We start from the raw sequence: 23,946 nt of genomic DNA, 5'->3' as shown, positions 1-23,946 counted from the left end.
GATATTTATGCAGTTTCATGCGGGCGTTTGACGATCAATCACCATTTTATGCTTGAAGGGAGAACAAGATACATGTTATATCTATGTATGAACAATCATTCATATTATTGGAGTGATACCTATATGATATGGGACGTAATCGTTATCGGCGCGGGGCAGGCAGGACTGGCAGCCGGCTATTGGCTGCAGCAGGCAGGAATGAAGTTTCTGTTGTTGGATCGGGGGACGGAGGCGGGAGATGCATGGAAGACGAGATATGATTCCCTGAAGTTGTTTACGCCGCGGACTCATAGTGCATTGCATGGAATGAGGATAGAGGGGGATCCGGACGGGTTCCCGGATAAAGATGAGATGGCTTCCTATCTGAAATCCTATGCAGCACGGTTTGAGCTGCCCATTCAGTTTGAGACGGATGTGAAGTGTGTTAGCAAGGAAGAAGACATGTTTAACATCGATACCCATCAGGGGGAATTTCATGCGAAGGCGTTGATTATCGCTACCGGACCGTTCCGGGAGCCGCGAATTCCGACGTTTGCAGCATCGGTTCCAGATGATATTCTCCAGCTGCACTCATCCGATTACAGGAGACCTTCCCAGCTTCAAGAGGGCGGCGTTCTTGTCGTTGGCGGCGGGAACAGCGGGGCGCAGATTGCGGTCGAACTGTCGGGTGGTCGGGAAACGTATTTGGCCCTTGGACAGCAGCCGCGGTATTTACCCATGACCGTTGGGGGAAAAGGGATGTTCTGGTGGTTGGACAAACTCGGCATTTTATCAGCCAGCGGTTCCTCCTGGGTGGGACGTAAGCTGAAGCGCCGGGGAGACCCGATTTTTGGATATGAATTGAAACAAGCGGTCAAGTGCGGTAAAGTGGTGTTGAAAAAGAGAGCCGTTGATGCCGGCGCTTCCGGCATGGGATTCGAGGATGGAACGGAGCTTAAGGTTCGGAATATCATCTGGGCGACCGGCTTTGTTCCCAGCTATGATTGGCTTCATGTGGATCAAGCGCTGGATCATAAGATGGCTGTTATTCATACACGCGGAATTAGTCCGGTGAAAGGGCTCTATTATGTAGGTTTGCCTTGGCAGACGCATCGGGGCTCCGCACTCTTGGCAGGAGTTTCACGGGATGCCCGCGAAATCGTTCAAGCCATTATGGAGAAGAGGGGATTAGTTTATGGAAAAAGAGCACCATGAGCTGCTGCACGAAGACCAGGCCATGGAAGCGTCACGACTGCTGAAGGCCATTTCAGATCCGACGCGGATCCGGATTCTTCATTTGCTCTCGCAGGAAGAATGCCCGGTCGGCCATATTGCCGAGGTGCTTGGCATGAGTCAGTCGGCGGTATCCCACCAGCTTGGCTATCTGCGCAGTTTAAGACTGGTCAAATACCGCAGGGACGGAAATACATATTTTTACACGTATGAAGATGAGCATGTCATCGGGATCTTGCGGCAGGTGCTGGACCATATCGCACATTAGAAATGCCTGACCTATTCATGCTTGACATTCCGATCGTCCGGCTGTAATGTATTGGAAAATGAAATTCCCGTGAATAACGATCATCAAGGACATGAGGATGCAAGATTCAGCGAGACAGAAAAGAAGCCCCTGGCTGAAAGGCTTCCACCCGCTAGGCTGCGTCCTTCCTACCTTGTAGTTGCCCGCTGTGAACAAGCGGCGCCGGTTCGGCCCGTTACCGCCTTATGAAGCATCTTGCAAGGAGCGTCTGTTGCGTCCCGCAAGATGGAATCAGGGTGGTACCACGAGCACATTCGTCCCTAGGAGCGAATGTGCTCTTTTTGCGTTGGGGCCAGGTCATTCATGGATATAAGAAGGAGTATGAGGAAGATGCGGCAAAGCCAATTATTGATGACAACGATGCGTGATGTGCCTTCCGAGGCGGAGGCACTGAGCCATCAATGGATGCTCCGCGGCGGCTATATCCGTCAAACGGCGGCAGGAATCTATTCGTATCTGCCGCTGGGATGGCGGGTCTTGCGCAAGATCGAAGCCATTATTCGGCAGGAAATGGATGCCGCGGGCGTGCAGGAGATGCTCATGCCCGCTGTCCAGCCCGCCGAGCTGTGGAAGGAATCGGGCAGGTACGATGTTTACGGTTCGGAACTCATCAGGCTGCATGACCGCCATAACCGGGAGTTCGTGCTTGGACCTACCCATGAAGAAGTGATTACGTCCATCGTTCGCCAAGAGATTTCTTCGTACCGGAAGCTGCCGGTCAACCTGTACCAAATTCAGAGCAAATACCGGGATGAGCGGCGTCCGCGTTTCGGTCTGCTGCGGGGTCGTGAATTCCTGATGAAGGATGCGTATTCCTTTGACCGGGACTGGGAGGGCCTGGATGTATCTTACCGGAACATGTATGAAACGTATGAACGAATCTTTAAGCGCTGCGGTCTGACGTTCCGGGCGGTGGAAGCGGATGCGGGTGCCATTGGCGGGCAAGGGGAAACCCATGAGTTTATGGCACTGGCGGATATCGGCGAGGATACCGTAGTTTCGTGCAGCGATTGCAGTTATGCGGCAAATCTGGAGCGTGCGGAGTCTGCGGCTCCGGCTGAGCAGGCTGATATGAAGTTTGTGGCGGCTGACGGTAATTCTGCCATAGAGCAGATATTTACGCCGAATGTGAAGAGCATTCAGGAACTGACAGACTTTCTTCAGGTCGATTCGCAAGAATTGATCAAGACACTGATTTACCATGTAGACGGAGAACGGGTTGCGGTGCTTGTCCGCGGAGACCGCGAAGCGAACGAGGCCAAGGTGAAGTCTTACCTAGAAGCGGAACTCGCGGGATTGGCGAGTGCTGAAGAGGTGATGCTGGCGACGGGCGCCCCAGTCGGGTTTGCGGGACCGGTAGGTCTAACCCTAAAAATATTGGTCGACTACGAAGTAGCAGCTATGGCAGAGGGGATCACCGGTGCCAACCAGGGAGATACCCATCTGAAGGGAGTTCGCCCAGGACATGATTTTTCGCTGGAGCACATCGGCGACTTCCGGAATGTAACCGAAGGAGAGCCTTGTCCGCGCTGCGGAGCGCCGCTCCAGTTTCATCGCGGAATTGAGCTTGGACATGTGTTCAAGCTGGGTACGAAGTACAGTGACGCCATGAACGGCATGTACCTGGATTCCGACGGGCGGGAGAAACCGCTGATTATGGGCTGTTACGGGATTGGCGTCTCCCGCGTTATGGCCGCCATCGCCGAGCAGCGCATCTCGGATGAACGCCTGATCTGGCCGATGTCCGTCGCTCCGTTCAAGGTGCACATTATCCCGGTTGCGGTTAAGGATGAGGCCCAGATGAAATTGGCTGAACATATCTACAGCGAACTGAACAAGGCTGGTCTGGAGCCGTTGTTGGATGATCGGGACGAACGGGCCGGCGTCAAGTTCAAGGATGCCGACCTTGCCGGCGCTCCGCTTCGTCTGATCGTTGGCCGCGGAGCGGTTAACGGAGAGGTCGAATGGATGGGCGAGGACGGAAACAAGATCAACCTGTCTGCTGAGGAAGCCATCCAGCGCTCACGCGAGGAGATAGCCCGGCAGCTGAAGTGAATGCTAGGAAGTCTTTTAATATGAGTTGAGTATTCATTAAGCTGGAAGTGTGAAAGGGTAAGAACTTGGAAGATATTGAAGTCGCAGAACGTGCAATGCACCGATTGGGACTTTATGGATCGTAATGAGGGGCAAACATGTGCATGTCCCTAAGAAAGATTTACAGGATTGAAAATGGAGCGAACGCAGCTAGCTATAAAGTCCCCAAGAGGACCTTGACCTACAATTTCGTCAATGGAGAAGGCATCCCCAAGGTCGTATGACTTTTCGGGGATGCTTTTCGTATATGAAAGATGGTCCTCTGCTAATAGGCCAAGAGGAGTCGACTCGATGGTTAACGCTTTATTATGGGTGAGCACGAAGCAGCGGAGCGGGCGAATCGATTCCGGAAAAGCGGCAGCGGTCGCCTTTGCCATCGGATTTTTACAATGGATCAATACAATAAGAAAAATCCGGGGGCAACAGCGATTGGAGGAACGATACGTACGTGCAGCGTCCTTTAATGGAAAACAGTAGCATCTATACCAGGCACCCTTCTATACATATCGCGAATACAAGCTTATGATGAAAGAGTCGAATTTGAAGTCATAATGCGGATGGAGGTTGCATCTACGATGAATCAGGAAGAGAAGGGACCAAGCCCGGACATTCATCATATAGAAGAACATCAGCTCAGTCAGGTGAAGATTACATTGTCCAATCCCTTAAGATGGGTGAACAGCTATGTGCTTCGCGGAGATGACGGTATTACTATTATCGATCCGGGGCCGCGTACGGCTGCCTCGGAGCGGGAATGGCTGGCGGGGATGGAGCAGCTCGGGTTCGGGTTCAGCGACATCGCCTCGATCGTGCTGACCCATCATCACCCGGACCACTATGGGCTTGCCGGGTGGTTTCAGGAGCGGTCAGGCGCCAAGGTGTGGATGTCAGAGCGGGCGCATCGGGAAGCGATGCTCATGTGGGGAACGGATTCCACGATGGATCACGCGCTCCCGGCGTTCTTCCGGCAGCATGGCATGCCGGAAGCCAAGCTTGCCCTGCTGCCGGAGCATCTGAACGGCTTTTTCCCCCAAGTCACGCCGCAGCCGGACATATCGTTTATCGGCGAGGACCTGCCGTTCCGGATGGGCAACCGGATATGGGTGCCGGTGCAAACGGCCGGTCATGCTCCGGGACATCTGTCGTTCTTCCATGCGGAGAGCGGCATCCTGTTATGCGGCGATGCCGTGCTGCCGCAAATTTCGCCCAACGTGAGCCTGCTGCCCGGCAGCGACGCCGAGCCGCTGGCGCTTTTCCTTGCAGGGCTGCGCCGCCTGCGCGAACTGCATGTCCGGACCGCTTACCCCGGACACCGCCACCCGTTCACGCATTTCCGTGAACGGATCGATGCGCTCCTCCTCCATCACGAGGAGCGCCTGGCCTCCATCGCCGGCATGCTGAGCGCTGCCGGCCGTCTAACCGCCTTCGAGGTCTGCACCGCCCTCTTCGGCGAGAAGCTCGGCATCCACCAGCTGCGCTTCGCCATGTGCGAAGCGCTGGCCCATCTCGCCGAGCTGACCCGCCGCGGGGAAGCCGAGGTGATCGAAAACGAGGACGGCATGTGTTATTTTTTTGTACGGAAACAGCCACATTCCTGATATAATCAAGACATGAATAAAACCGTCTGCTTGTACGTTGACTTCCATCATGCGTAGAAAGGGCGGTTTTTTGTTTAATAGATTCAGAGGGTTACATTGTGGAGCATCCGTTGTCTGATATCGGCCAGCTCATTATCCGCATAACCGCCGCATTTCAGAATGCTTGGTAAGTGGTTCCACGGCACTCTTTCTCAATAGAGAAAAGGCGCGTTCATACCTGAGTCGGGTGCGTTTCCCTCATTCGAGTCAGAGTTTCTCTCTCCCCCGCATATAGTTGATATACCTTGCTGTTTAAGTAAGGCATTCCCTCAAGTGCTTTTTTCTTAATCACTCATCACCATGATCGACTCCACCATATTCGTATCGAAGCGTTCCCTTGGTTCAATCCGCAATTTTCATGTTATAGGATTCGTATCTCATAAAGCCCCTAAAGGAGAATCTGTCATGAAGAAAAAAGATGTGGTCGCCATGCTGCTCGCAGGAGGTCAAGGCAAACGGCTGAAAGGCCTGACGAAGACGCTGGCCAAGCCGGCTGTTTATTTTGGGGGTACATACCGGATTATTGATTTTCCGCTGAGCAACTGCTCCCATTCGGGAATCGACACGGTCGGGGTGCTAACCCAGTATGAACCTCTGGTTCTGCATTCTTATATTGGCGTAGGAAGCGATTGGGATATGGACCGGTTGAATGGGGGCGTATTCGTGCTCCCGCCCCATGAACGCGAGGACGGGACGACCTGGTACCGCGGGACGGCGGATGCGATTTATCGGAACCTCAAGTTTATTGATCAGTACGATCCCGAGCACATTTTGATTTTGTCGGGAGATCACATTTATAAAATGGATTACGACCGCATGCTGACTTATCACAAGGAGAAGGATGCCGATTGCACCATCTCCGTCATCGAGGTGAGCCTGGATGAAGCGAAGCGGTTCGGCATGGTGAATACGGATGAGAACTACCGGATTTTCGAGTTCGAGGAGAAGCCTGCACACCCGAAGAGCACGACGGCATCCATGGGCGTTTATCTGTTTCGCTGGAAGCTGCTGCGATCCTATTTACTGCGGAATGCGGAGCTTCCGGATACGAGCCATGACTTTGGCAAAGACATACTGCCAAGCATGTTGGCGGACGGCAAAACGCTGTACGCTTATCCTTTTGATGGGTACTGGAAGGACGTCGGCACCATCGAGAGCCTATGGGAAGCTAACATGGATCTGCTCTCCGAGCAGCCCAAGCTGGATTTAAACGATCCGCTGTGGCGCATTTACACCCGGAACCCGAATCAGCCGGCAGAGTATATTTCTCCGACCGGCGTCGTTCGGAACAGCATGATTAACGAAGGCTGCACCGTGTGCGGCGAGGTAGAGCATTCGGTACTCTTTTATGGCGTGGAGGTAGGGGAAGGCAGTGTCATTACCGATTCCGTCATCATGCCCAAGGTCCGTATCGGCAGCCATGTACGCATACACCGGGCGATCGTCACTGAGGACATGGTCATTCAAGATCATGCCGTCATCGGTCCGCCTGAGGAAGATCCATCCCGGATTGTGCTGGTAAGCGGTCATGATGAAGACGTCCTGAAGCTGCTTCAGTCGTCGTCTTCGTCCCATAATAATCAAGGTTAGGACGGGATTCGCAGATGAGAGAACTCATGGGAATTATTAATTTGGAGCATGAACGGGATGTGCTGAGTGAATTGACGTATTACCGGTGCGGTGCCGCTGTGCCATTTGCGGGAAGGTACCGCCTGATCGATTTTGTGATGTCCAATATGATGCATGCGGGCATTCAGGATATCGCACTGTTCGTTCGCCGGAAATACCGGTCCCTGATGGATCATCTGGGTGAAGGTCGGCCGTGGGATATGCATCGTAAGCGGGGCGGCCTGTTCATACTTCCGCCGGATTGGAATGATGAAACGGATGTGTCTGCCGGGGAACTGCGACATATTTATAACAATCCGGGTTTTTTTGAGCGGGGGGCTGCGAAATATATCGTTCATTCCGGCAGTCAGCATATCAGCACGGTCGATTTGAATGAAGTGTACGAGTACCATCTGGAACAGGGGGCCGACGTGACGCTTGTTTATACAAGAGTGAATGAACCACGGGAAGAGCACCGTTCCTGCACCCGCCTGGATATCGATGAGGACGGTATGGTCACGGATATTCATTATGAACACAAGCATGATGCGGTATATATGGAGATGTTCGTGATGGAGAAAGCGCGGTTTCTCGAGATGGCCGATCATTGCATCGCCCATGGGGGCAACCATTTCTTCCGGGACGCGATCATGCGTAACCGGCACAAGCTGAACATTGCGGGATATGAATACCTTGGGTATCATGCGGTGATCAACTCGCTTGAAAGCTATTACCGTACCAGCATGAATCTGCTGAACCCGAAGACTTACGACAGCCTGTTCCGCAAGCAGGCGGTTCATACCAAGATCAAGTACGAGGTTCCCGCCAAATATTTAAATTCGGCCGATGTGAGCAACGCACTGGTAGCCAACGGCTGCCAGATTGACGGGGAAGTAAAGAACAGTATTCTGTTTCGAGGAGTACAGGTAAAACAAGGGGCAAGCATCCATAACTCCATCATCATGCAAAAATGCGTCATTGGCGAGAACGTGAGGCTGGAGAACGTCATACTCGATAAAGATGTGATCATTTCGCGGGATCATAAACTTCAAGGGGATTTTCGCAAACCTTTTGTCATTGCCAAGGACATCTCGATTTAATCACAAAATAAAAGGTATCCGTCAGGAGGAACTTTCTTTTGTTTAACAACAAGGAAACATTCAAGCAGGTCTTTACGGAACAATTGGTGAGTCGTTTGGGGAAGGGACTTGAGGAAGCAACAGCAGAGGATGTGTACAAAATACTCGGGGGCATGATCCGGGAATATGTCGGACGGGAATGGGCTGCTGCCAACCGGACTTACCGGGATACAGGGCAGAAGCAGGTGTATTATTTCTCGCTCGAATTTTTGATCGGCCGGCTGATGGGGAACAATCTGCTGAACCTGGGTGTGCTGGATATGGTCCGCAGCGGCCTCCTGGACCTGGGATGGAATTTGGAAGAGATTGAGGAGCAGGAACCGGATGCGGGCCTCGGTAACGGGGGACTCGGACGCCTTGCGGCATGTTTTCTCGATTCGTTGGCATCGCTTAGCTATGCAGGCCATGGATGCGGAATCCGGTATAAGTACGGATTGTTTGAACAGAAGATTATTGACGGCCATCAAGTCGAGCTGCCGGACAACTGGCTCCAGCGGGGCAACGTCTGGGAAGAACGGCGGGCTGACAAGGCGGTGGAAGTGCGCTTCTGGGGCCGCGTGGAGGTGGATGTGCAGGAGGGGCGGACCGTGTTTCACACGATGGATTATGAGCGGGTTCTGGCCGTACCCTACGACGTTCCGGTGATCGGGTACGGTGAGGGTCAAGTTAACACGCTGCGGCTGTGGAGCGCCGAGTCCGCTTCGGATATATCCAGAATCCGTTCGGCCAATCATCACAACAGTTATTATAAATTTTTGGAATATAACCGTTCGGTCGAATCGATATCGGAATTTTTGTACCCGGATGATTCGGCATACGAAGGCAAGCTCCTTCGACTGAAGCAGCAGTACTTCCTCTGTTCCGCAGGCGTTCAGAGCATTCTCAGAACGTTCGACAAGCAGGGCCGGACCTATCATGAGCTTCCCGAGCATGTCGCCATCCATATCAATGATACGCATCCGACGCTGGTGATTCCGGAGCTCATGCGGATTCTGATTGACGAGAAGGGTCTCGGTTGGGATGAGGCTTGGGACATCACAAGCCGGACTGTATCCTACACGAACCATACCCTGCTTAGCGAAGCACTGGAAAAATGGCCTGCCGGCATGGTCAGGGAGCTGCTGCCGCGTATCTATATGATGATTGAAGAGATCAATAAACGATTTTGCGGGATGCTGCTGGAGCGTTATCCAGGCGACCATGAGCGGATATCTCAGCTCGCCATCATTGAGAGTGACCAGATTCGAATGGCCAATCTGGCGATTGTGGGAAGTTATCACGTGAATGGCGTCGCGGCACTGCATACGGAGCTGCTAAAGACCCAGGTCATGAAACTGCATTATGAGATGTATCCTGAGCGATTCAGCAATAAAACCAACGGGATTACCCACCGGCGCTGGCTGATGCACAGCAACCCCGGCTTAAGTCAATTCATCAGCGATGGTATCGGCACTTCATGGATCACGGATCCTCATCAATTGATCCAGCTCCAGTCACTCAAGACCGACCCCGCCTTTCAGCAGGGGATTCAGCGGATCAAACGGAACAATAAAGAACGGCTTGCCGAATACATTGCGAATAAGCAAGGAATCGTGATCAATCCCGATTCCATATTCGATGTCCACGTGAAGCGGCTGCACGGTTACAAGCGGCAATTGCTGAATATTTTACGAGTGATGCATGTGTATAACGAGATTAAGGATCAGCCAAGCGCGGATCGCGTTCCCCGTACCGTCATTTTTGGGGCGAAGGCAGCGCCGGGTTACTATCTGGCAAAAAGCATCATCAAACTCATTAATGTCGTTGCCGAAGTCGTGAATAAGGATCCGCAGGTCAATGACAAACTCCAGGTGCTGTTCCTGGAAAATTACTCGGTGTCTCTGGCGGAGAAGATTATTCCCGCAGCCGATGTGAGCGAGCAGATTTCCACGGCTGGCAAGGAGGCATCCGGCACGGGAAACATGAAGTTCATGATGAACGGCGCGTTGACTATCGGCACGCTGGATGGGGCTAACGTAGAGATGTTCGAGCTGCTCGGCAATGAGAATATGTTCCTGTTCGGTTTGAAGCTGGAGGAAGTGCTCGAGTATTACAGGACGGGAGCTTATGTATCCAGGGAGCGGTATGAGCAGGATCCCAGAATCGCCCGCGTGCTGAATCAGTTAATATCATCAGGACCGTTCTGCTGTCACGAGTTGGAGTTTGGCCAGATTCTCCAGTCCCTGCTGGATCATAACGATGAGTTTTTTGTATTGGCGGACTTTTCCAGTTATGTGGAAACCCAGTCGGAGATCGATCGTGCTTATTTGAATACCGGAGCCTGGGCCGAGAAATCGATTATGAATATGGCGCACGCGGGACATTTCTCCAGCGATAACACGATTCACCGTTATGCATCCGACATCTGGAATGTTTCTCCTGTTAAGATTGGTGTGAACAGGTAATCTATCTCTATTACAAACTCTAAAAAAAGAACCCCGCCATAGGTTTGGCGGGGTTTCCATAGGTGCTCTATTGGAATGTTCTTCATCATAGCATATGATGGATGCTTGCAAAAATGACTAGATAGATTTACCGATTTACGTGAATGGACAGCCCGTTTTTTCATAGGTGAGAGGAGCCTTCTTATTATAGAAGAAACTCATCATTCCGGCCCGTAAAGATGGATGCTTTCTAACTGCAATCGTCTATGATTCTTTGAAATCACCCAGTTCGGCTTGGAATAGGTTTGGGTGAGTTCCTTCCTTCTGATAGGCAGGCAAAAAGGAGATTCGCATTCTGCGCGAATCTCCTTTTTAAGTCGTTTATTCTTTTGGAAGCTCTTCGGTTGTGCCGAACAGCTCGATCTCCCGCTCCGCTTGCTTGCGATGGGCGATCCGGCTGCTGGCGGCCGCGGCAACTGCGCCGACGATATCGTCGAGGAAGGTATGTACACGACCGCTTGATTTATCATTCAACTGCTCAAGAATGCCGGGCTTGAGCTTATCGATATACCCGTAGTTGGTGAAGCCGATGCTTCCATAGACGTTAACGATGGAAAATGCCAGCACTTCATCCACACCGTATAACCCTTCGTCATTGGCCAGCATTTCTTGAAGCGGGGATATGAGATTGCCTTCCTCCGCCAAAATATCTAATTGAATTCCGGTTAACACCGCGTTTTGGACTTCGCGTTTGCTGAGTACGGCATCCACGTTCTCCATACACTCACCCATGGTCAAATTCGGGTAGTATTTATTCTGAAGGATCATCACCAGTTCTGCGATTTCCTCCAGCTTGATTCCACGCTGATGCAGCAGGTTCCGTGTCGCTTCCGCTACCTTTTTGCTGTTCAGACTGTATGGAATGTTTAAATCGTTTTCTGCCATGATGGAACTCACCTCATTTTCGTGGTTGATGAAGATGCTTACGACGATTGTACTTTTTTCACCCCCCCTTTGTCCAGAAAGGGCAAAACTGAGAGTTATTTTTTTGGAAAGGGCTCGTATACATAGGAGTACAACCTGTACAAAAAAATGTTAGGGAGGAACAATACATGAAACGTAGTAAACGTAATCTTCGCAGGCTTTCCGCCGCCGGGCTGCTTGCTGTTCCGATCGTGTTGTCCGGCTGCGGCGTGTTTTCCGGGAAGCAATCGGAGGCGATTGACCCGCCGCCTGCACAAGTGGAGAAGCAGATGCTGAACACGGCCGGATCCACAGCGGCACAAGGAGACATTGGCACGCAGACAACGGTTTATCTTTCGGATGCGCGGGGAATGCTGGCACCTGTAACCTTAGGTATTCCGAAGGTAGAAGGTGCAAGCGCCGTGAAAGAATCTCTTGAAGTGCTGGTAAACGGAGGTCGCTATGCCGGCTATGTTCCACAGGGATTCCAGGCGGTATTGCCTGCCGGTACGCAGATCCATAATGTGACGGTCGATCCGGAGAGCAAATTGGCCGTCGTTGAATTCAATAAATCCTTTACGGAGTATCAAGCGGCAAATGAACGAAGAATCTTGGAGGCGTTGACGTGGACGCTGACGGGACACGAGGGCATTGAGTCGATGCAGGTATGGGTGGACGGAGTCAAACTGACCGAAATGCCGGTCAATCACACGCCGCTGGACCGTCCGCTTTCACGTGCGATGGGGATCAACCTTCAAAAGGCGGATGACGCATTGTACACTTCCTCTTCGCCGGTCACCGTCTATTTCTCATCAGTGACGCCTGAGGGCATTCAGTATTATGTACCTGTTACAAGACTTGTTCCAACCGGACAGGATGCGGTTAAGGCTGCCTTGAACGAGCTGATCCGGGGACCGCAGTACGGGGATGGGCTTGTCGAGGTCATCCCGGACGATACCACCGTTGCATCGGTCGAAAAAGGAGAGGACGGCGCTGTCACCGTATCGCTTCAGGACAGCATGTTTGAGCAGGGAGAGCAGGTTCCAACCGAACTGCTGCAGGCCGTCGTGTTAACCGTAGCCGAGAATTCGGATGATGCGAAGGTCAAAATTCGGATGAACGATCTCGCTGAGGTGGTTGGAACGGATAGCCGCAATTATAGCGAGGCTGTCAGCCGTCCGGAGTACATTAACGAAATTTCGATTTGACGCTTCACCGCTATCTTTGAAATATGCGCCGGAAAAGGTGCTTTTGTGCCTGCACTTTGGTAGAATAGGGAATGCTAATCAGGATTGCGATAAGAAGTAGGAGGCAGAAAACATGAGATCTAACGGACGTAAGAGCGATGAGCTTCGACCGATGAATTTATCGACCCATGTGAATAAATATGCGGAAGGCTCCGTGTACATCGAGATGGGAGACACCAAGGTGCTGATTACGGCGACCGTGGATGAGAAGGTTCCCCCGTTTCTGAAAGGACAAGGAAAGGGCTGGGTGACGGCTGAGTACTCCATGCTGCCGCGCGCAACACAATCCCGCAACCAACGGGAAGCCAATCGCGGTAAACTCAGTGGCCGGACGATGGAAATTCAGCGGCTGATCGGCAGAGCGCTTAGGTCTGTTGTGAATCTGCATGCTCTTGGCGAGCGGACAATTACGCTGGACTGCGATGTAATCCAGGCGGATGGCGGAACGCGGACCACCTCCATTACAGGAGCATTTGTAGCTTTAGCCATAGCGGTAAATAAAATTGCAGAACAACATAAACTGGCGGTATTTCCGATTACGGACTACCTGGCCTCCATTAGCGTGGGCATTGCAGGCGGACAGGCGCTGCTGGATCTGAACTATGAAGAGGATTCCAAAGCGAAGGTGGACATGAATCTGGTCATGACCGGAAGCGGCAACTTCGTTGAGGTCCAGGGAACTGGCGAAGAGAGCCCGTTTTCTCGTGAAGAGCTGGATCAGATCCTGGAGCTTGGTGAACAGGGAATCCGCGAGCTCATTGAGCGTCAGCAGGAGGCACTTGGCCCAATCGCAGCTAAAATCGGTTCCGTGAATGCGGGTACTGGAGTATAGTCCCATGACATTGACACTTGGAGACACGCTAATTGTAGCTACCCGCAATCAAGGGAAAGTCAAGGAATTTGCGCATGCCTTTGCTGCTTTCGGTACGGAGGTCAAGAGCATGTACGATTACCCTGATCTGCCGGATGTCGTTGAGGATGGAGCAACGTTTGCAGCTAATGCATTTAAAAAAGCCAAGGCGGTTGGCGACGCACTGGGATTGCCTGTCCTGGCTGATGATTCCGGATTATGCGTGGATGCGCTGAATGGCGCGCCCGGCGTTTATTCTGCCAGGTATGCCGGCGAGCACGGCGCGGACGAGGACAATAACGAGAAGCTGCTCGGTGAACTGGAACAATTAAGGCTCGGTGAGGATACGGAGCAGCCTTTGTTAAGTCCGGCCCGATTTGTCTGTGTGCTGGTGCTGTATGATCCGGTCTCCGGAGAAAAGCTCGAGGCCGAGGGGAGCGTTGAAGGCTGGATTACGTCGGATCCGTCCGGAAAGGGTGGTTTTGGCTATGACCCGCTGTTCTACCTGCCAAGCCATGAGAAGACGATGGCCGAGCTTTCCATGGAGGAAAAGCAGGAGATCAGCCATCGGGGAAATGCACTGCGCAAGCTTGTAGCGGACTTGCAGGCGCGATAACCGAATAGGGATGCTATAAAAAGAAACCATACCGGCCTACTGCTGGTATGGTTTCTTTGATTTTTCGTAAACAATAAGGACTTAACGTATGGATACGTTATACTCTTTGAGCCAAAAATGAACCTGGGCCAGGTAGGCAAACAGCTGCGGACCGGACATCAATTGACCGAACCAAGGGAGATTGGAGGAAGCATCCGGCGAAGAAGCCAGCTCCCGGATCCGTGCCGTATCGATGAGCGGAAGCAGCGGCGAAGAAGGATCGTCCAGAATGGACAGCACCTGCGCTTTGACGGCTGCGAGATAGTTCGGATTGTGAGTTTTTGGATACGGGCTTTTTTTGCGGTACAGGACATCTTCCGGAAGCACACCTTCAAGAGCTTTGCGGAGAATGCCTTTTTCACGGTCGCCTCTCGTTTTGATGCTCCAAGGAATATTCCACACATAGTCGATCAGGCGATGATCGGTATAAGGTACGCGGACCTCCAGTCCAACACCCATGCTCATCCGGTCCTTGCGATCGAGGAGCGTTGGCATGAAGCGGGTGATATTAAGATAGGACATGACCCGCATTTTGGCCTGCTGCCCGGTCTCCCCGTCCAGCTTCGGCACCTCGGCTACCGCATCGGCATAGCGGTCTCCGAGGTATTCCAGCGGCTTGATCCAGTCCCGAATCTCGGCAGACAGCAGTCCGGCTCTCATATCCGGGGCGACAGACCAGGGGAAAGTACCGGAATTCAGCATTTCTTCCCGGTGAAACCAAGGGTAACCGCCGAATATTTCATCAGCGGCTTCACCGGATATGGCGACGGTCGCGCCTTTTTTAATCTCACGGCAGAAGAGGAGCAAGGAAGCGTCAACGTCAGCCATTCCCGGGAGGTCCCGCTTCTGCGTAGAGACATCCAGCGCTTCGACCAGTTCGGGCGTGTCGAATTCGATCCAATGGTGGTTCGTGCCCAGCTCCTCGTGCATCCGTTTTATCCATGGCGCATCCGCACCCGGCTGGAAGGAATGGGATTTAAAATGTTTGTTGTTGTCCACATAATCGACGGAGTAGGTGTGCACTTGTCCTTGGCCCGTCCGTTTGTAGTAATCGACGGCAAGCGAGGAAAGCGCGCTGGAATCAAGCCCGCCGGATAACAGGGAGCAGACCGGTACATCGGATACCAGCTGACGTTCAACGGTGTCGCGCAGAAGATCGCCCAAGAAGCTTGCCGTCTGATCCGCATCATCCTCATGGGGCTTGCTTTCCAGTTTCCAGTAGGTATACTTGCGCAATCCTTCCCGGTTAAAGATCATGGCCATACCAGGACGAAGCTCTGCGATATCCTTATAGACACCGTGTCCCGGAGTTCGCGCAGGGCCGATAATAAACACTTCCGCAAGCCCCTCGGCCCCGACCACAGGCTCCACTTTCGGATGCTGAAGCAGTGCTTTCGGTTCCGATCCGAATACAAGCGTTCCGTCAATGTAGCTGTAGAACAGGGGTTTTACCCCCACCCGGTCCCGAGCCAAAAATACCTGTTCCCGCACGCTGTCCCAAATCGCGAATGCAAATATTCCATTGAGGCGTTCCAAACAATCGGGGCCCCATTCGATATAGGAGACTAACAAAACTTCCGTGTCGCATTTGGTATTGAAACGATGACCGCGTCGTACCAATTCGTCTTTAAGCTCCGCAGCATTATATAATTCCCCGTTATATACAATGGCATAGACTTCCTCTTCCTGATGAATGATCATCGGCTGAGCGCCATTTTCGGGGTCGATCACGCTGAGTCTTCGGTGACCGAATGCGCACGGGTTGGAAATCCAGGTGCCGGATCCGTCAGGTCCGCGGTGAGCCAAACTTTCTGTCATTTTTACCAGCAGCTGCGAATCCTGCGTCAAGTCGCCGCTCCATTGTATAAAACCGGTTATTCCGCACATGACGGTTCATCCTCTCTTTGTCTTTGTCATACGCTGTCCCATCTTTTTAATCCTACGTCGCCAAAGTGATACAGATATATGCCGAAGGAAGGCATAAAATGTCTGTCCTTTTACGAAAACTAAGAAAGAGGACGAATATCAAAGCGAAGGAGAGATGCGTCCATGAATAAGTCGACCTACTATGTTTCCGTGCAGAGCCGCTCTGTGTTGACAGAACAGGGAGCGAGTGCTTATGAATGGGAGATCGAAGCAACGCCGGAAGAAGCGGATCAAGTTCGGATTGAGCTGGACATGATGCAGGAGAAGGACGAAGAAATGACAGGGTACTTGTTTCCTTGGCCGGATACACCGCAACAAAACTCCAATGCCCTGTTTCAATCCTCCCTGGACAAGGTGTACCGGACCATCTACCAATTAGGAACACCGGCCACACGCCAGCAAATGGAAGAGCTCCGATTGCTTTCCGATTTGACATGAAAACAATAAGGATCGTGCAGTCCCTGCACATCTTAATGAAGGAGAATGTATGATGTATGCAATCAGAGATGCAAAAATCCGCCGGATTACGGAAGTAAATGGCGCCCCTTGCGCTGAGGTTGAGGTCTATCCAGCAGCGGAAGGAGAAAGTGCATTGCTGGCTTATCTGACGCCATCTTCCCCGCTGGGAGGCTATGAGCTGGTGAAAATCGTCCGCAGCGACGCCAGCATGGAGGTGGATTGGTACGACAACAGCATGCATGACGCTTTTGTGGATGTCACGGACGAAGCGTTCGAAGACACCGTTCTATCCACTGCAGAGGAAAACCGGGATGCATTCAAGCAGCAGTTGCTTTCGACAGGCCAGCTATACGAGCAGTTGAACCAGCGGCTCAGCGAAGGCCCCCAATATTTTTAGAGATATAAACAAAGAAAGAAGAGATCTGTCCGATGCCCATCGGCAGATCTCTTCTTATATGCGTTAGGTCAATGCTGTCATACCAGTATTTCCTATGCTGAAAAACCTCAGTTCTGTCCATGCTTTCGAATGATATCCTCGTCCAGCTCCATAAAAGGCCATCCCGGATATTCAACCGGCAGACGGCTTACTTCATCCAGTCGAGAAAGTTCGGCTTCATTCAGAATTAGCCCGCTCGCTCCCAAATTATCTTGCAGTTGGTCAATACGCTTAGCACCTACGATAACGGTGGTGACCGCTTGCTGATGAAGGAGCCACGCAAGAGCAATTTGGGCGACAGTTGCCTCATGTGCTCGCGCGATATCTTGAAGTACATCAAGAATCGGGTATACCCGCTCCGTATCAATCGGCGGAAAAGCCAATTTGGCATGACGGTCCTCGGAGCTTCCCTGATGTTCACGCGTATATTTTCCGGTCAAGAACCCGCCTGCTAACGGGCTCCAGACAATCAAACCCATTTGTTGATCCCTTAAGGCAGGGATAATCTCTCTTTCGATATCCCTTGCGGCGAGTGAATAATACGATTGACTGCTTTTAAATGTATGAAGACCGTGCATAGTCGAGATGCCGCGGGTCTTCATGATTTCCCAACCGGTCATATTGGAATTGCCAATGTACCGGACTTTTCCGCTTCGGACAAGGTCATCCAGTGCACGGAGTGTTTCCTCCCAATCGGTTAATTGATCCGGGTTATGAATTTGATATAGATCTATATAATCGGTGCCCAGGCGTTTAAGGCTTTCTTCTACCTGACGAATGATGTGCAGCCGCGACAGTCCGATATCGTTGGGGCCCGGACCCGTGCGCGCACGAACCTTCGTAGCAATCAGCGCTTGATGTCGCTTGGATTTCAGTGTTTTACCGAGAATCTCTTCAGAGCGGCCTTCGGCGTAGGCATTGGCTGTATCAAAGAAATTGACACCCGCATCCAGGCCTGATCTACAAGATATCCTGCTTCCTTATCATCCAGCGTGCCGAACATTCCCCACTTGGCCCCTCCGCCAAACGTCATCGTGCCGAGTCCAATCTCTGATACCAGCACACCCGTATTACCAAGTAAATTGTATTTCATCTCTTTTCAGCCTCCTATCATTTGTTTTACACTAAGGGAGACGTCGGTCTGTTGGAATGGACGCAAAAATCTCGCAAATTATTTTTTGAAGATGCCGGAGGTGAGCTTTCTGATGGATGCAGCAGCCATTTGGACGGAGTACCATGAGCCTGTCAAACGGTTTGTCATGACTAGGATTCGGGAGCGGGCTGATGTGGATGATATTGTGCAGAATGTGTTTATGAAGGTCCACACCCATGTCTCTGATTTAAAGGATGAGGAGAAACGGGGTTCCTGGATATTTCAGATTGCCCGTAACAGCATCGTGGATCATTACAGGAAGGTTCGGACTGGAGAAGAACTGCCGGAACAGTTATCTGTTGTCGATGAATATACAGAGATAGATTATGATCAAGAAGTGATTGCCTGCTTTCAGTCCGTGCTGCCGTGCCTGCCGGATAAATATCGGGAAGCTCTTGAATTGACCGAATATAAAGGCATGTCCCAAAAGGAATTGAGTGAGCATTTGGGGATATCCTACTCCGGTGCCAAATCAAGAGTGCAGCGTGGGAGAGAGATGATGAAAGAGCTGCTTACGGGTTGCTGCCATATTGAATCGGACGCATACGGGAATATCGTGGATTTTCGGATCGTGTATGACGAACCGCAGCCGATAAGAAAAAAGACCATAAAATAAAGCTTGGTGCTTTCACCAAGCTTTATTTTATGTATCATAATGTGAATCACCCCAAAGCGGATCTGTTCTTCTCGTGGCTATGACATTGATGATAATCCTATATAGGACAATGGAGTTTACGCAGTTCTGCAAAATATGTCGATAAAAGATAGGAGTCTTGTCGATTCCGATTTTGCTTCGGTAGGGAGTATGGACCACTCGGAACCCTTGATTATGAAAGAGATACAAATAGGGCTTTTCCTCTATATAATTACTGGAGAATCATCCCTATAATGTTGGATTAGCGTCAATTTCTAACATAATAGACAAGGGGAGATTGAAATTGGGTAGATGGAATAAACATATGGTCAAGCTGTGGGGAGCCGGTATTCTGGCGTTGTCGCTTACATTGGGCTCCGTCCAAATGCCGGTAAGCGCGGAAACGGTACAGAGCGTCACAGTTCTGGAGTCCACGCATGAGCTGGTGAACGGCAAGATGCGCGTGACTGCGGATATTCGCAACGGAGGAACCGGTGGGGAAGCGGGATTCTATGTCGTGGGTTACGATGAAAGCGGCAAAGCGCTTGAGGTTGTCGGTGATTCCGAATATATGATGAGTGACGAAATCGGTACATATGAAGTGGATCTGGACAGCGGCAGCCGTGTTAAGCGGGTGGAAGTCGTTCCTGCAGGACCCGCCGGCGATCAAGCACAGCTGCTGGCTTCAGGTTACTATACGAATAACAACGTGATCAACGTATCGGGCGTCGTGCAGAATTCAACGGTCGGGCACAATGTAGGCATGCTCGCGGTAGGTTATGATGCTTCCGGTAAGGCGGTTGAAGTGACATCGGCGGACAGCTATTTTGGCGGCAGTGATGTCGGCACCTTCGTCGTACAGCTGAAAGCAGCGAAACTGATCAAAAGCGTAAAGGTATCCGTTATTGATCCGGTTGAAGATGCCGTGAAGCTGCTTCAAACAGGCAGCCGCCTGGAGAACGGAAAGCTTGTCGTTACCGGCTCGATTCAGAACCGGAATAAAGGCGGACAAGCCGGCGTGATTGTTGTCGGCAGCAACGGCAGCGGCAAGGTTTTGGAAGTCAATACGACCTCGGGATACCTTTCATCCAACGAAATCGCGAATTTTCAGGCTGAGCTGGAAGTAGGCAAAGCCATCAGCGATCTCAAGGTGTTCTTGACAGGAAACAGCCAGACTCCGAAAATCATAGCCGAGGGCAGAACGACCATCAACAATAAACTTGTCGTTACGATCGGTGTGGAGAACGGGGATGTGTCCCAACGAATTACCGTGAAATCAACGGCGTATGATGCGAAGGGGCGCTCCTTGGGGACGGATACGGATTCCATGTTCATGACAGCCAATGAAACGACGACCCTGCGCATTGATTATGATACGCGCGTCAAAAGTGTGAAGCTTAAATATTATGACCAGTCCGGCAAAGAAATCGGAGAAGCGCCGATCCGCATCAAAATCAACGGCCAACTCCAATCCTATGCACAGTCACCGGTCATGGTAGGGGGAAGCGTTCTTGTCCCTATGCGCCCGATCTTCGAATCCCTCGATGCCTCGGTCAAATGGGATCAAAAGACGCAAAGCGTTTCTTCCAGCAAAGGATCTACCCAGATCAAGCTGAAGATGGGCTCCAAGCAAGCGGTTGTTAACGGGAAAAATGTAGCACTGGATTCGGCGCCACGGATGGTGAAAGGCACCACGATGGTTCCGCTTCGTTTTGTGGCATCCGCGCTCGGCTGTGAAGTGAAGTGGGACGGCAATGAAAAAATGGTACTGATTACAACGAAGTAACACAACAAGGACCATGCGGTTAAGCGCATGGTCCTTTTAAAATGATAAATGCTCAATAAGCATACTCCCTCAGCACTTGAATACCCATGATCACGTTATAAACAAATGCCCCGAAGTAGATGATGCCGAACAGGATAAGGTATCCGATGACGGAACCGAAGGAACCTGAGGTTACGGCCATGTAAATCAGCGGTATCGCTGCTATGACGGGGAATATATGCGAGAACAAGGCGCGACGGGCGTGCTTGGCAACATAGGCGTCCGGGGAAAAAATCCATACGATGACAGGAAGGATGAAGGGTGCAAAGAAGATGCTGAAATACGATAAAGAGGATAAAAGCTGTCTCATGATATCACGCTCCTGAAGTCATTTTCATGATATACATATTACCCAGTAAGCCCGCTCCTGATTCTGTTCTGAACATTCCGAAAAAAAGTTCTTTGAAAAATACAAAAGATGCGATATAATATACTTCGTTACTGTTTAAAAGATTTTCATACATATATGTCCCAGTAGCTCAGCTGGATAGAGCAACGGCCTTCTAAGCCGTCGGTCAGGGGTTCGAATCCCTTCTGGGACGTAAAAGAAAGAAGCTGCCAATCCTGGCAGCTTCTTTGCGTATTCCAGAAGGGTAATGAACCCCAATTTTGGGGTTCGTCGGAGCATAAGCTTCGGGAGGAATACTTCGCAGTCGGCCTGGAAGGCCGTACCCCGACTGGGACGGGAGCGTCCTGATATAGCTTATGTTTGAGAAGTTTCTGACATCCTAGCGTTTTCGTCTTATAATAGAAGAAAAAAGGATTTTACGAACTATATTGAGGAGGCATCGAGCTTGCAGCTTACTAAAATATCACAGAATACCGCCATTTTATTGGAGCATGCCAGGAAATCGGGGCTGACTTCCTCCGAACTGCTGGAGGCTGTGCGCTCGGGTGAGGTAGACAGATTCCAAGTCGCGAACAATGGCCATTTTCACTACGAGGAATTGTTTTCTTATGCAAACGAACATGGGGAAGATTTGGAGAAGGCCGTCAGCGAGGGATACAAAATTACGTTTAATACCCGCAACGGGTTGAAGATCTGGCTGGAGGAAGCCTTCCGCATCAGCTCGGAATCCGATTTTAGTGTAGGTGAAGGCATTATTGAGGGGCTGAAGCTCCAAGAGGAGCAGGTCGCTCGCTTGAAGGAAGCGTTGGCTGTCAATTGGACCCTGCAGGAAGAGCCGGCAGCAGATGGCGTCCAGGTCAGACTGGCCGTCAGAGGGTTGCAATAATATAAGATAGCCACCGTACGTATTCGCAGGAATAGTATGGTGGCTTTTTTTATAAAGTATGGTCCGCTAATTCTTCAGAGGGAATTTACATCCGGCTCGGTGTAGGCAGTCCCAGGACCTCCAACGCTTCGCCAAGCGTGTTCTTGAATAAGGAAGTGAGCCATACACGGAACTGGAGCACTTCATCCGCCGATTTCAGAATCGGGCATGCCGAATAAAAATTGTTAAACAAGGAGCACAGCTCATAAGTAAAGTTGCAGATGGCGCTTGGAGATAGATCCCGTCCGGCGGCGTATAGGGTATCATGCCAGGTGCTGATATGGCGAAGCAGCGCATGCTCCGCTTTTTCCATCGCAGGGAACCGGGCAGGCACCGACGGCGTAACACCGGCTTCTTGAGCTTTATTGAGCACGCTGAGTGCACGCGCATAGGAGTAGAGCAGGTATACCCCCGTATTTCCTGATATTTCAGTCGCCTGCTTCAGATCGAACACCACCTCGGTTTGCAGTGCAAAGCGAAGCAGATAGTAACGGATGGAGGCGGCTGCGATCGTATGACTGGACAAACCGTTCTTATCGGAACGGGTGTCTTCGATGAACTTGGCTACTTGGTGGATAAGCTCGGTGATTTTAATTCCGATTCCCTGACGTCCGGACATCGCATAGGACGCTTTCCCATCGGAGGTATCGATTCCGAGATCCGCAGCCGCAGAAGGGCTTAACGAAACGACGCCGTAGCTGACATGACGGAGCTTGTCGGCCTCTTTTTGGAATCCTAAGCTTTCCAGCGCCTGCTTCACCATCGCCTGCGGGTACTGCTGTCTGTAATCAATGACGTTGATGACCATGTCTGCTTTGCCGAAAGTGAGCTGCTCGCCATGGGTGCTCGTCGTCCAAACCTCGTCTGTGAATTTTTTATATACAAAATCGTTGGAGAGCACACCGTATTTCCACAGATGATAGGCGATGTCTTTGGCAGTGTAGGTCAGTATGCCATTCGAGCGTACGAGCACTTTATCCATGCTGTGGTCTGACTCCGGATCGTCCCCAGCCTCCGCTCCTGTTTGCTTGAGCACCCAGCAGCCAGCAAGTTTACCCTCGGTTTCCTGATGGAAGAGGGGCGTGTTCTTCAACAGCTCGAAAGCCGACGTCCAGAATCCCTCTCTGACAATGCTGCTCTCCCACACAAGCAGATCATAGTCAATGCCGAACTGCTTCATTTCTTCAAGATGCTCTTTGACGATTCGCTCGGCCACGAGCAGTCCGATCCAGGATAGGTTCTGGTTGCCCTCTTCCAGTGCGTGCAGAACCTCGGTCCGATGCTGAACCAGCCCAGGTTCTCTTTCATAGGCCTTATTGGTGCTTGAATAGACGTCCCAGCAGTAATCGCCGAACCGGACATGTTCCTTGGACAGCGGCGTGTGGAGCATCCCGACCACCGTATCTGCCAGTTGATTGCCAAGGTCGTCGATATAATTATGAACCTCCACCTCGTAACCAAGCTTCCTCATCAGCCTGACCAGCGTATCCCCGATACAGGAGTTTCTTAGATGGCCGATATGGGCGGATTTGTTCGGATTGATGGAAGTATGCTCAATGACAATCTTCTCGTTCGTTGCCGGAGGCAATTCAAAGCGATGACCAGCCCAATATTCCCAATCGATTCGCAGATTCATAAAACCTGGGGCAACAATCTCCGTAGCATAGACAAGCTGATTGTAGGACGCATCCTGCTCAAGCTCGGCTTGAATCAGCTCGGCAATGTGCAGCGGAGGCTTACGAAGCAGCTTTGCAAGCTGCATCGCAATGTTGGTGGCGTAATCCCCATGCTCCATGCTGGCAGGCTGCTCAACCCGGACTGGAGTGGAATCCGGCAGTTTGGCGCCCGAAGCTTCACACACCTGGTTTACAGCTTGTTGAAGGCTCGAAGTAATCAAATGACTTAACACGTTAAATCCCCCTTTGAAAATAAAAAAACTTCGGAAAAATCAAAAAAAGCCCTCATCTCCTAAAGAGACGAGGACTTGTGCTCGCGGTACCACTCTTGTTGTTAAACCGATAGGGTTTAACCACCTTTATACGATAACGGTGTAAGCCGGGGCTCCCTACAGCATTTCACTTCGGAAGGCCATCTCCTGGGTCCG

General features: G+C 51.4%; 22 protein-coding genes, 1 tRNA gene and 1 other annotated feature (1 of these 24 cut by a window edge). Of the genes, 17 read left to right on the top strand and 6 right to left on the bottom strand.

Annotated features, from left to right (window positions below; genetic code table 11):
* Nucleotides 1-123 precede the first annotated feature (123 nt).
* The 8 genes from PLA01S_RS00380 (at nucleotide 124) to PLA01S_RS00350 (ending at nucleotide 10,441) form a co-directional block, all read left to right on the top strand.
* Nucleotides 124-1,194, top strand: coding sequence for a flavin-containing monooxygenase (locus tag PLA01S_RS00380; RefSeq protein WP_127589551.1), 1,071 nt, complete (start codon nucleotides 124-126; stop codon nucleotides 1,192-1,194).
* A complete protein-coding gene (locus tag PLA01S_RS00375; RefSeq protein ID WP_100540774.1) occupies nucleotides 1,175-1,480 on the top strand; it encodes an ArsR/SmtB family transcription factor in 306 nt (101 codons plus the stop codon). The genes PLA01S_RS00380 and PLA01S_RS00375 overlap by 20 nt, the downstream gene beginning before the upstream one ends.
* 369 nt (nucleotides 1,481-1,849) lie before the next feature.
* Nucleotides 1,850-3,574, top strand: coding sequence for a proline--tRNA ligase (locus PLA01S_RS00370; RefSeq protein ID WP_127589550.1), 1,725 nt, complete (start codon nucleotides 1,850-1,852; stop codon nucleotides 3,572-3,574).
* 330 nt (nucleotides 3,575-3,904) lie between these two features.
* Complete coding sequence (locus tag PLA01S_RS31800; RefSeq protein WP_164817237.1) at nucleotides 3,905-4,090, top strand: hypothetical protein; 186 nt, start codon at nucleotides 3,905-3,907, stop codon at nucleotides 4,088-4,090.
* A 98-nt stretch (nucleotides 4,091-4,188) separates the two neighbouring features.
* Nucleotides 4,189-5,211, top strand: coding sequence for an MBL fold metallo-hydrolase (locus PLA01S_RS00365; RefSeq protein ID WP_127590068.1), 1,023 nt, complete (start codon nucleotides 4,189-4,191; stop codon nucleotides 5,209-5,211).
* Between the two features lie 444 nt (nucleotides 5,212-5,655).
* On the top strand, nucleotides 5,656-6,840 hold the full coding sequence (locus PLA01S_RS00360) for a glucose-1-phosphate adenylyltransferase (RefSeq protein WP_127589549.1): 1,185 nt from the start codon (nucleotides 5,656-5,658) through the stop codon (nucleotides 6,838-6,840).
* A 14-nt stretch (nucleotides 6,841-6,854) separates the two neighbouring features.
* The gene (gene glgD / locus PLA01S_RS00355; protein ID WP_127589548.1) at nucleotides 6,855-7,958 is read left to right on the top strand and encodes a glucose-1-phosphate adenylyltransferase subunit GlgD; all 1,104 of its coding nucleotides are present in this window, start codon (nucleotides 6,855-6,857) and stop codon (nucleotides 7,956-7,958) included.
* Between the two features lie 38 nt (nucleotides 7,959-7,996).
* Nucleotides 7,997-10,441: a glycogen/starch/alpha-glucan phosphorylase gene (locus PLA01S_RS00350; protein WP_127589547.1), complete on the top strand. Its 2,445-nt coding sequence runs from the start codon at nucleotides 7,997-7,999 to the stop codon at nucleotides 10,439-10,441.
* A 360-nt stretch (nucleotides 10,442-10,801) separates the two neighbouring features.
* On the opposite strand, the gene PLA01S_RS00345 is transcribed toward PLA01S_RS00350, so the two are convergent.
* Nucleotides 10,802-11,365 (bottom strand): phosphatidylglycerophosphatase A family protein, encoded by a 564-nt coding sequence (locus tag PLA01S_RS00345; protein ID WP_127589546.1) that lies wholly within the window; start codon nucleotides 11,363-11,365, stop codon nucleotides 10,802-10,804.
* A gap of 167 nt (nucleotides 11,366-11,532) precedes the next feature.
* Here PLA01S_RS00345 and PLA01S_RS00340 point away from each other — a divergent pair, with 167 nt between their 5' ends.
* The 3 genes from PLA01S_RS00340 to PLA01S_RS00330 all read left to right on the top strand — a co-directional run bounded on the left by PLA01S_RS00340 (nucleotide 11,533) and on the right by PLA01S_RS00330 (nucleotide 14,096).
* On the top strand, nucleotides 11,533-12,591 hold the full coding sequence (locus PLA01S_RS00340; protein ID WP_127589545.1) for a GerMN domain-containing protein: 1,059 nt from the start codon (nucleotides 11,533-11,535) through the stop codon (nucleotides 12,589-12,591).
* A 112-nt stretch (nucleotides 12,592-12,703) separates the two neighbouring features.
* A complete protein-coding gene (rph, locus tag PLA01S_RS00335; RefSeq protein WP_100540782.1) occupies nucleotides 12,704-13,462 on the top strand; it encodes a ribonuclease PH in 759 nt (252 codons plus the stop codon).
* A 4-nt stretch (nucleotides 13,463-13,466) separates the two neighbouring features.
* A complete protein-coding gene (locus tag PLA01S_RS00330; RefSeq protein ID WP_100540783.1) occupies nucleotides 13,467-14,096 on the top strand; it encodes an XTP/dITP diphosphatase in 630 nt (209 codons plus the stop codon).
* 81 nt (nucleotides 14,097-14,177) lie between these two features.
* Here the strand turns inward: PLA01S_RS00330 and asnB are convergent, their stop codons facing one another.
* Nucleotides 14,178-16,022, bottom strand: coding sequence for an asparagine synthase (glutamine-hydrolyzing) (gene asnB / locus PLA01S_RS00325; protein WP_127589544.1), 1,845 nt, complete (start codon nucleotides 16,020-16,022; stop codon nucleotides 14,178-14,180).
* Between the two features lie 162 nt (nucleotides 16,023-16,184).
* Here asnB and PLA01S_RS00320 point away from each other — a divergent pair, with 162 nt between their 5' ends.
* Complete coding sequence (locus PLA01S_RS00320; RefSeq protein WP_127589543.1) at nucleotides 16,185-16,499, top strand: hypothetical protein; 315 nt, start codon at nucleotides 16,185-16,187, stop codon at nucleotides 16,497-16,499.
* A gap of 52 nt (nucleotides 16,500-16,551) precedes the next feature.
* Nucleotides 16,552-16,917 (top strand): hypothetical protein, encoded by a 366-nt coding sequence (locus PLA01S_RS00315; protein WP_127589542.1) that lies wholly within the window; start codon nucleotides 16,552-16,554, stop codon nucleotides 16,915-16,917.
* Nucleotides 16,918-17,024: 107 nt separating this feature from the next.
* Here PLA01S_RS00315 and PLA01S_RS00310 read toward each other — a convergent pair whose 3' ends face one another.
* Both PLA01S_RS00310 and PLA01S_RS32240 read right to left on the bottom strand, forming a co-directional pair.
* Nucleotides 17,025-17,909 carry an aldo/keto reductase gene (locus PLA01S_RS00310; RefSeq protein ID WP_246059295.1) on the bottom strand — a complete coding sequence of 295 codons (885 nt, stop codon included), beginning with the start codon at nucleotides 17,907-17,909 and terminating at the stop codon, nucleotides 17,025-17,027.
* Nucleotides 17,828-18,049, bottom strand: coding sequence for a hypothetical protein (locus tag PLA01S_RS32240; RefSeq protein WP_218033634.1), 222 nt, complete (start codon nucleotides 18,047-18,049; stop codon nucleotides 17,828-17,830). Before PLA01S_RS32240 ends, PLA01S_RS00310 begins: the two co-directional genes overlap by 82 nt.
* Before the next feature lie 112 nt (nucleotides 18,050-18,161).
* Here PLA01S_RS32240 and sigZ point away from each other — a divergent pair, with 112 nt between their 5' ends.
* Nucleotides 18,162-18,725, top strand: a complete 564-nt coding sequence (gene sigZ, locus PLA01S_RS00305; protein WP_127589541.1) for an RNA polymerase sigma factor SigZ — start codon at nucleotides 18,162-18,164, stop codon at nucleotides 18,723-18,725.
* Between the two features lie 322 nt (nucleotides 18,726-19,047).
* Nucleotides 19,048-20,529, top strand: coding sequence for a copper amine oxidase N-terminal domain-containing protein (locus PLA01S_RS00300; protein ID WP_127589540.1), 1,482 nt, complete (start codon nucleotides 19,048-19,050; stop codon nucleotides 20,527-20,529).
* Nucleotides 20,530-20,581: 52 nt separating this feature from the next.
* Here the strand turns inward: PLA01S_RS00300 and PLA01S_RS00295 are convergent, their stop codons facing one another.
* Entirely contained in the window at nucleotides 20,582-20,878 is a 297-nt protein-coding gene (locus PLA01S_RS00295; RefSeq protein WP_100540788.1) for a magnetosome magnetite crystal formation protein family, read from the bottom strand.
* Between the two features lie 158 nt (nucleotides 20,879-21,036).
* On the opposite strand from PLA01S_RS00295, the gene PLA01S_RS00290 reads away from it, so the two are divergent.
* Both PLA01S_RS00290 and PLA01S_RS00285 read left to right on the top strand, forming a co-directional pair.
* Nucleotides 21,037-21,110: transfer RNA gene (locus PLA01S_RS00290), tRNA-Arg, on the top strand.
* Between the two features lie 252 nt (nucleotides 21,111-21,362).
* Nucleotides 21,363-21,803, top strand: a complete 441-nt coding sequence (locus PLA01S_RS00285) for a hypothetical protein (protein ID WP_127589539.1) — start codon at nucleotides 21,363-21,365, stop codon at nucleotides 21,801-21,803.
* An 85-nt stretch (nucleotides 21,804-21,888) separates the two neighbouring features.
* Here PLA01S_RS00285 and PLA01S_RS00280 read toward each other — a convergent pair whose 3' ends face one another.
* Nucleotides 21,889-23,751, bottom strand: coding sequence for an arginine--tRNA ligase (locus tag PLA01S_RS00280; RefSeq protein ID WP_127589538.1), 1,863 nt, complete (start codon nucleotides 23,749-23,751; stop codon nucleotides 21,889-21,891).
* Nucleotides 23,752-23,811: 60 nt separating this feature from the next.
* Nucleotides 23,812-23,946 (bottom strand) — a binding site (T-box leader) (it continues 89 nt past the right edge of the window).

It is taken from the genome of Paenibacillus lautus NBRC 15380 (assembly GCF_004000945.1).
Classification (GTDB): domain Bacteria; phylum Bacillota; class Bacilli; order Paenibacillales; family Paenibacillaceae; genus Paenibacillus_AQ; species Paenibacillus_AQ lautus.
Note: the sequence above shows the minus strand (reverse complement) of the source record. Positions and strands in the feature narration are given on the sequence as shown.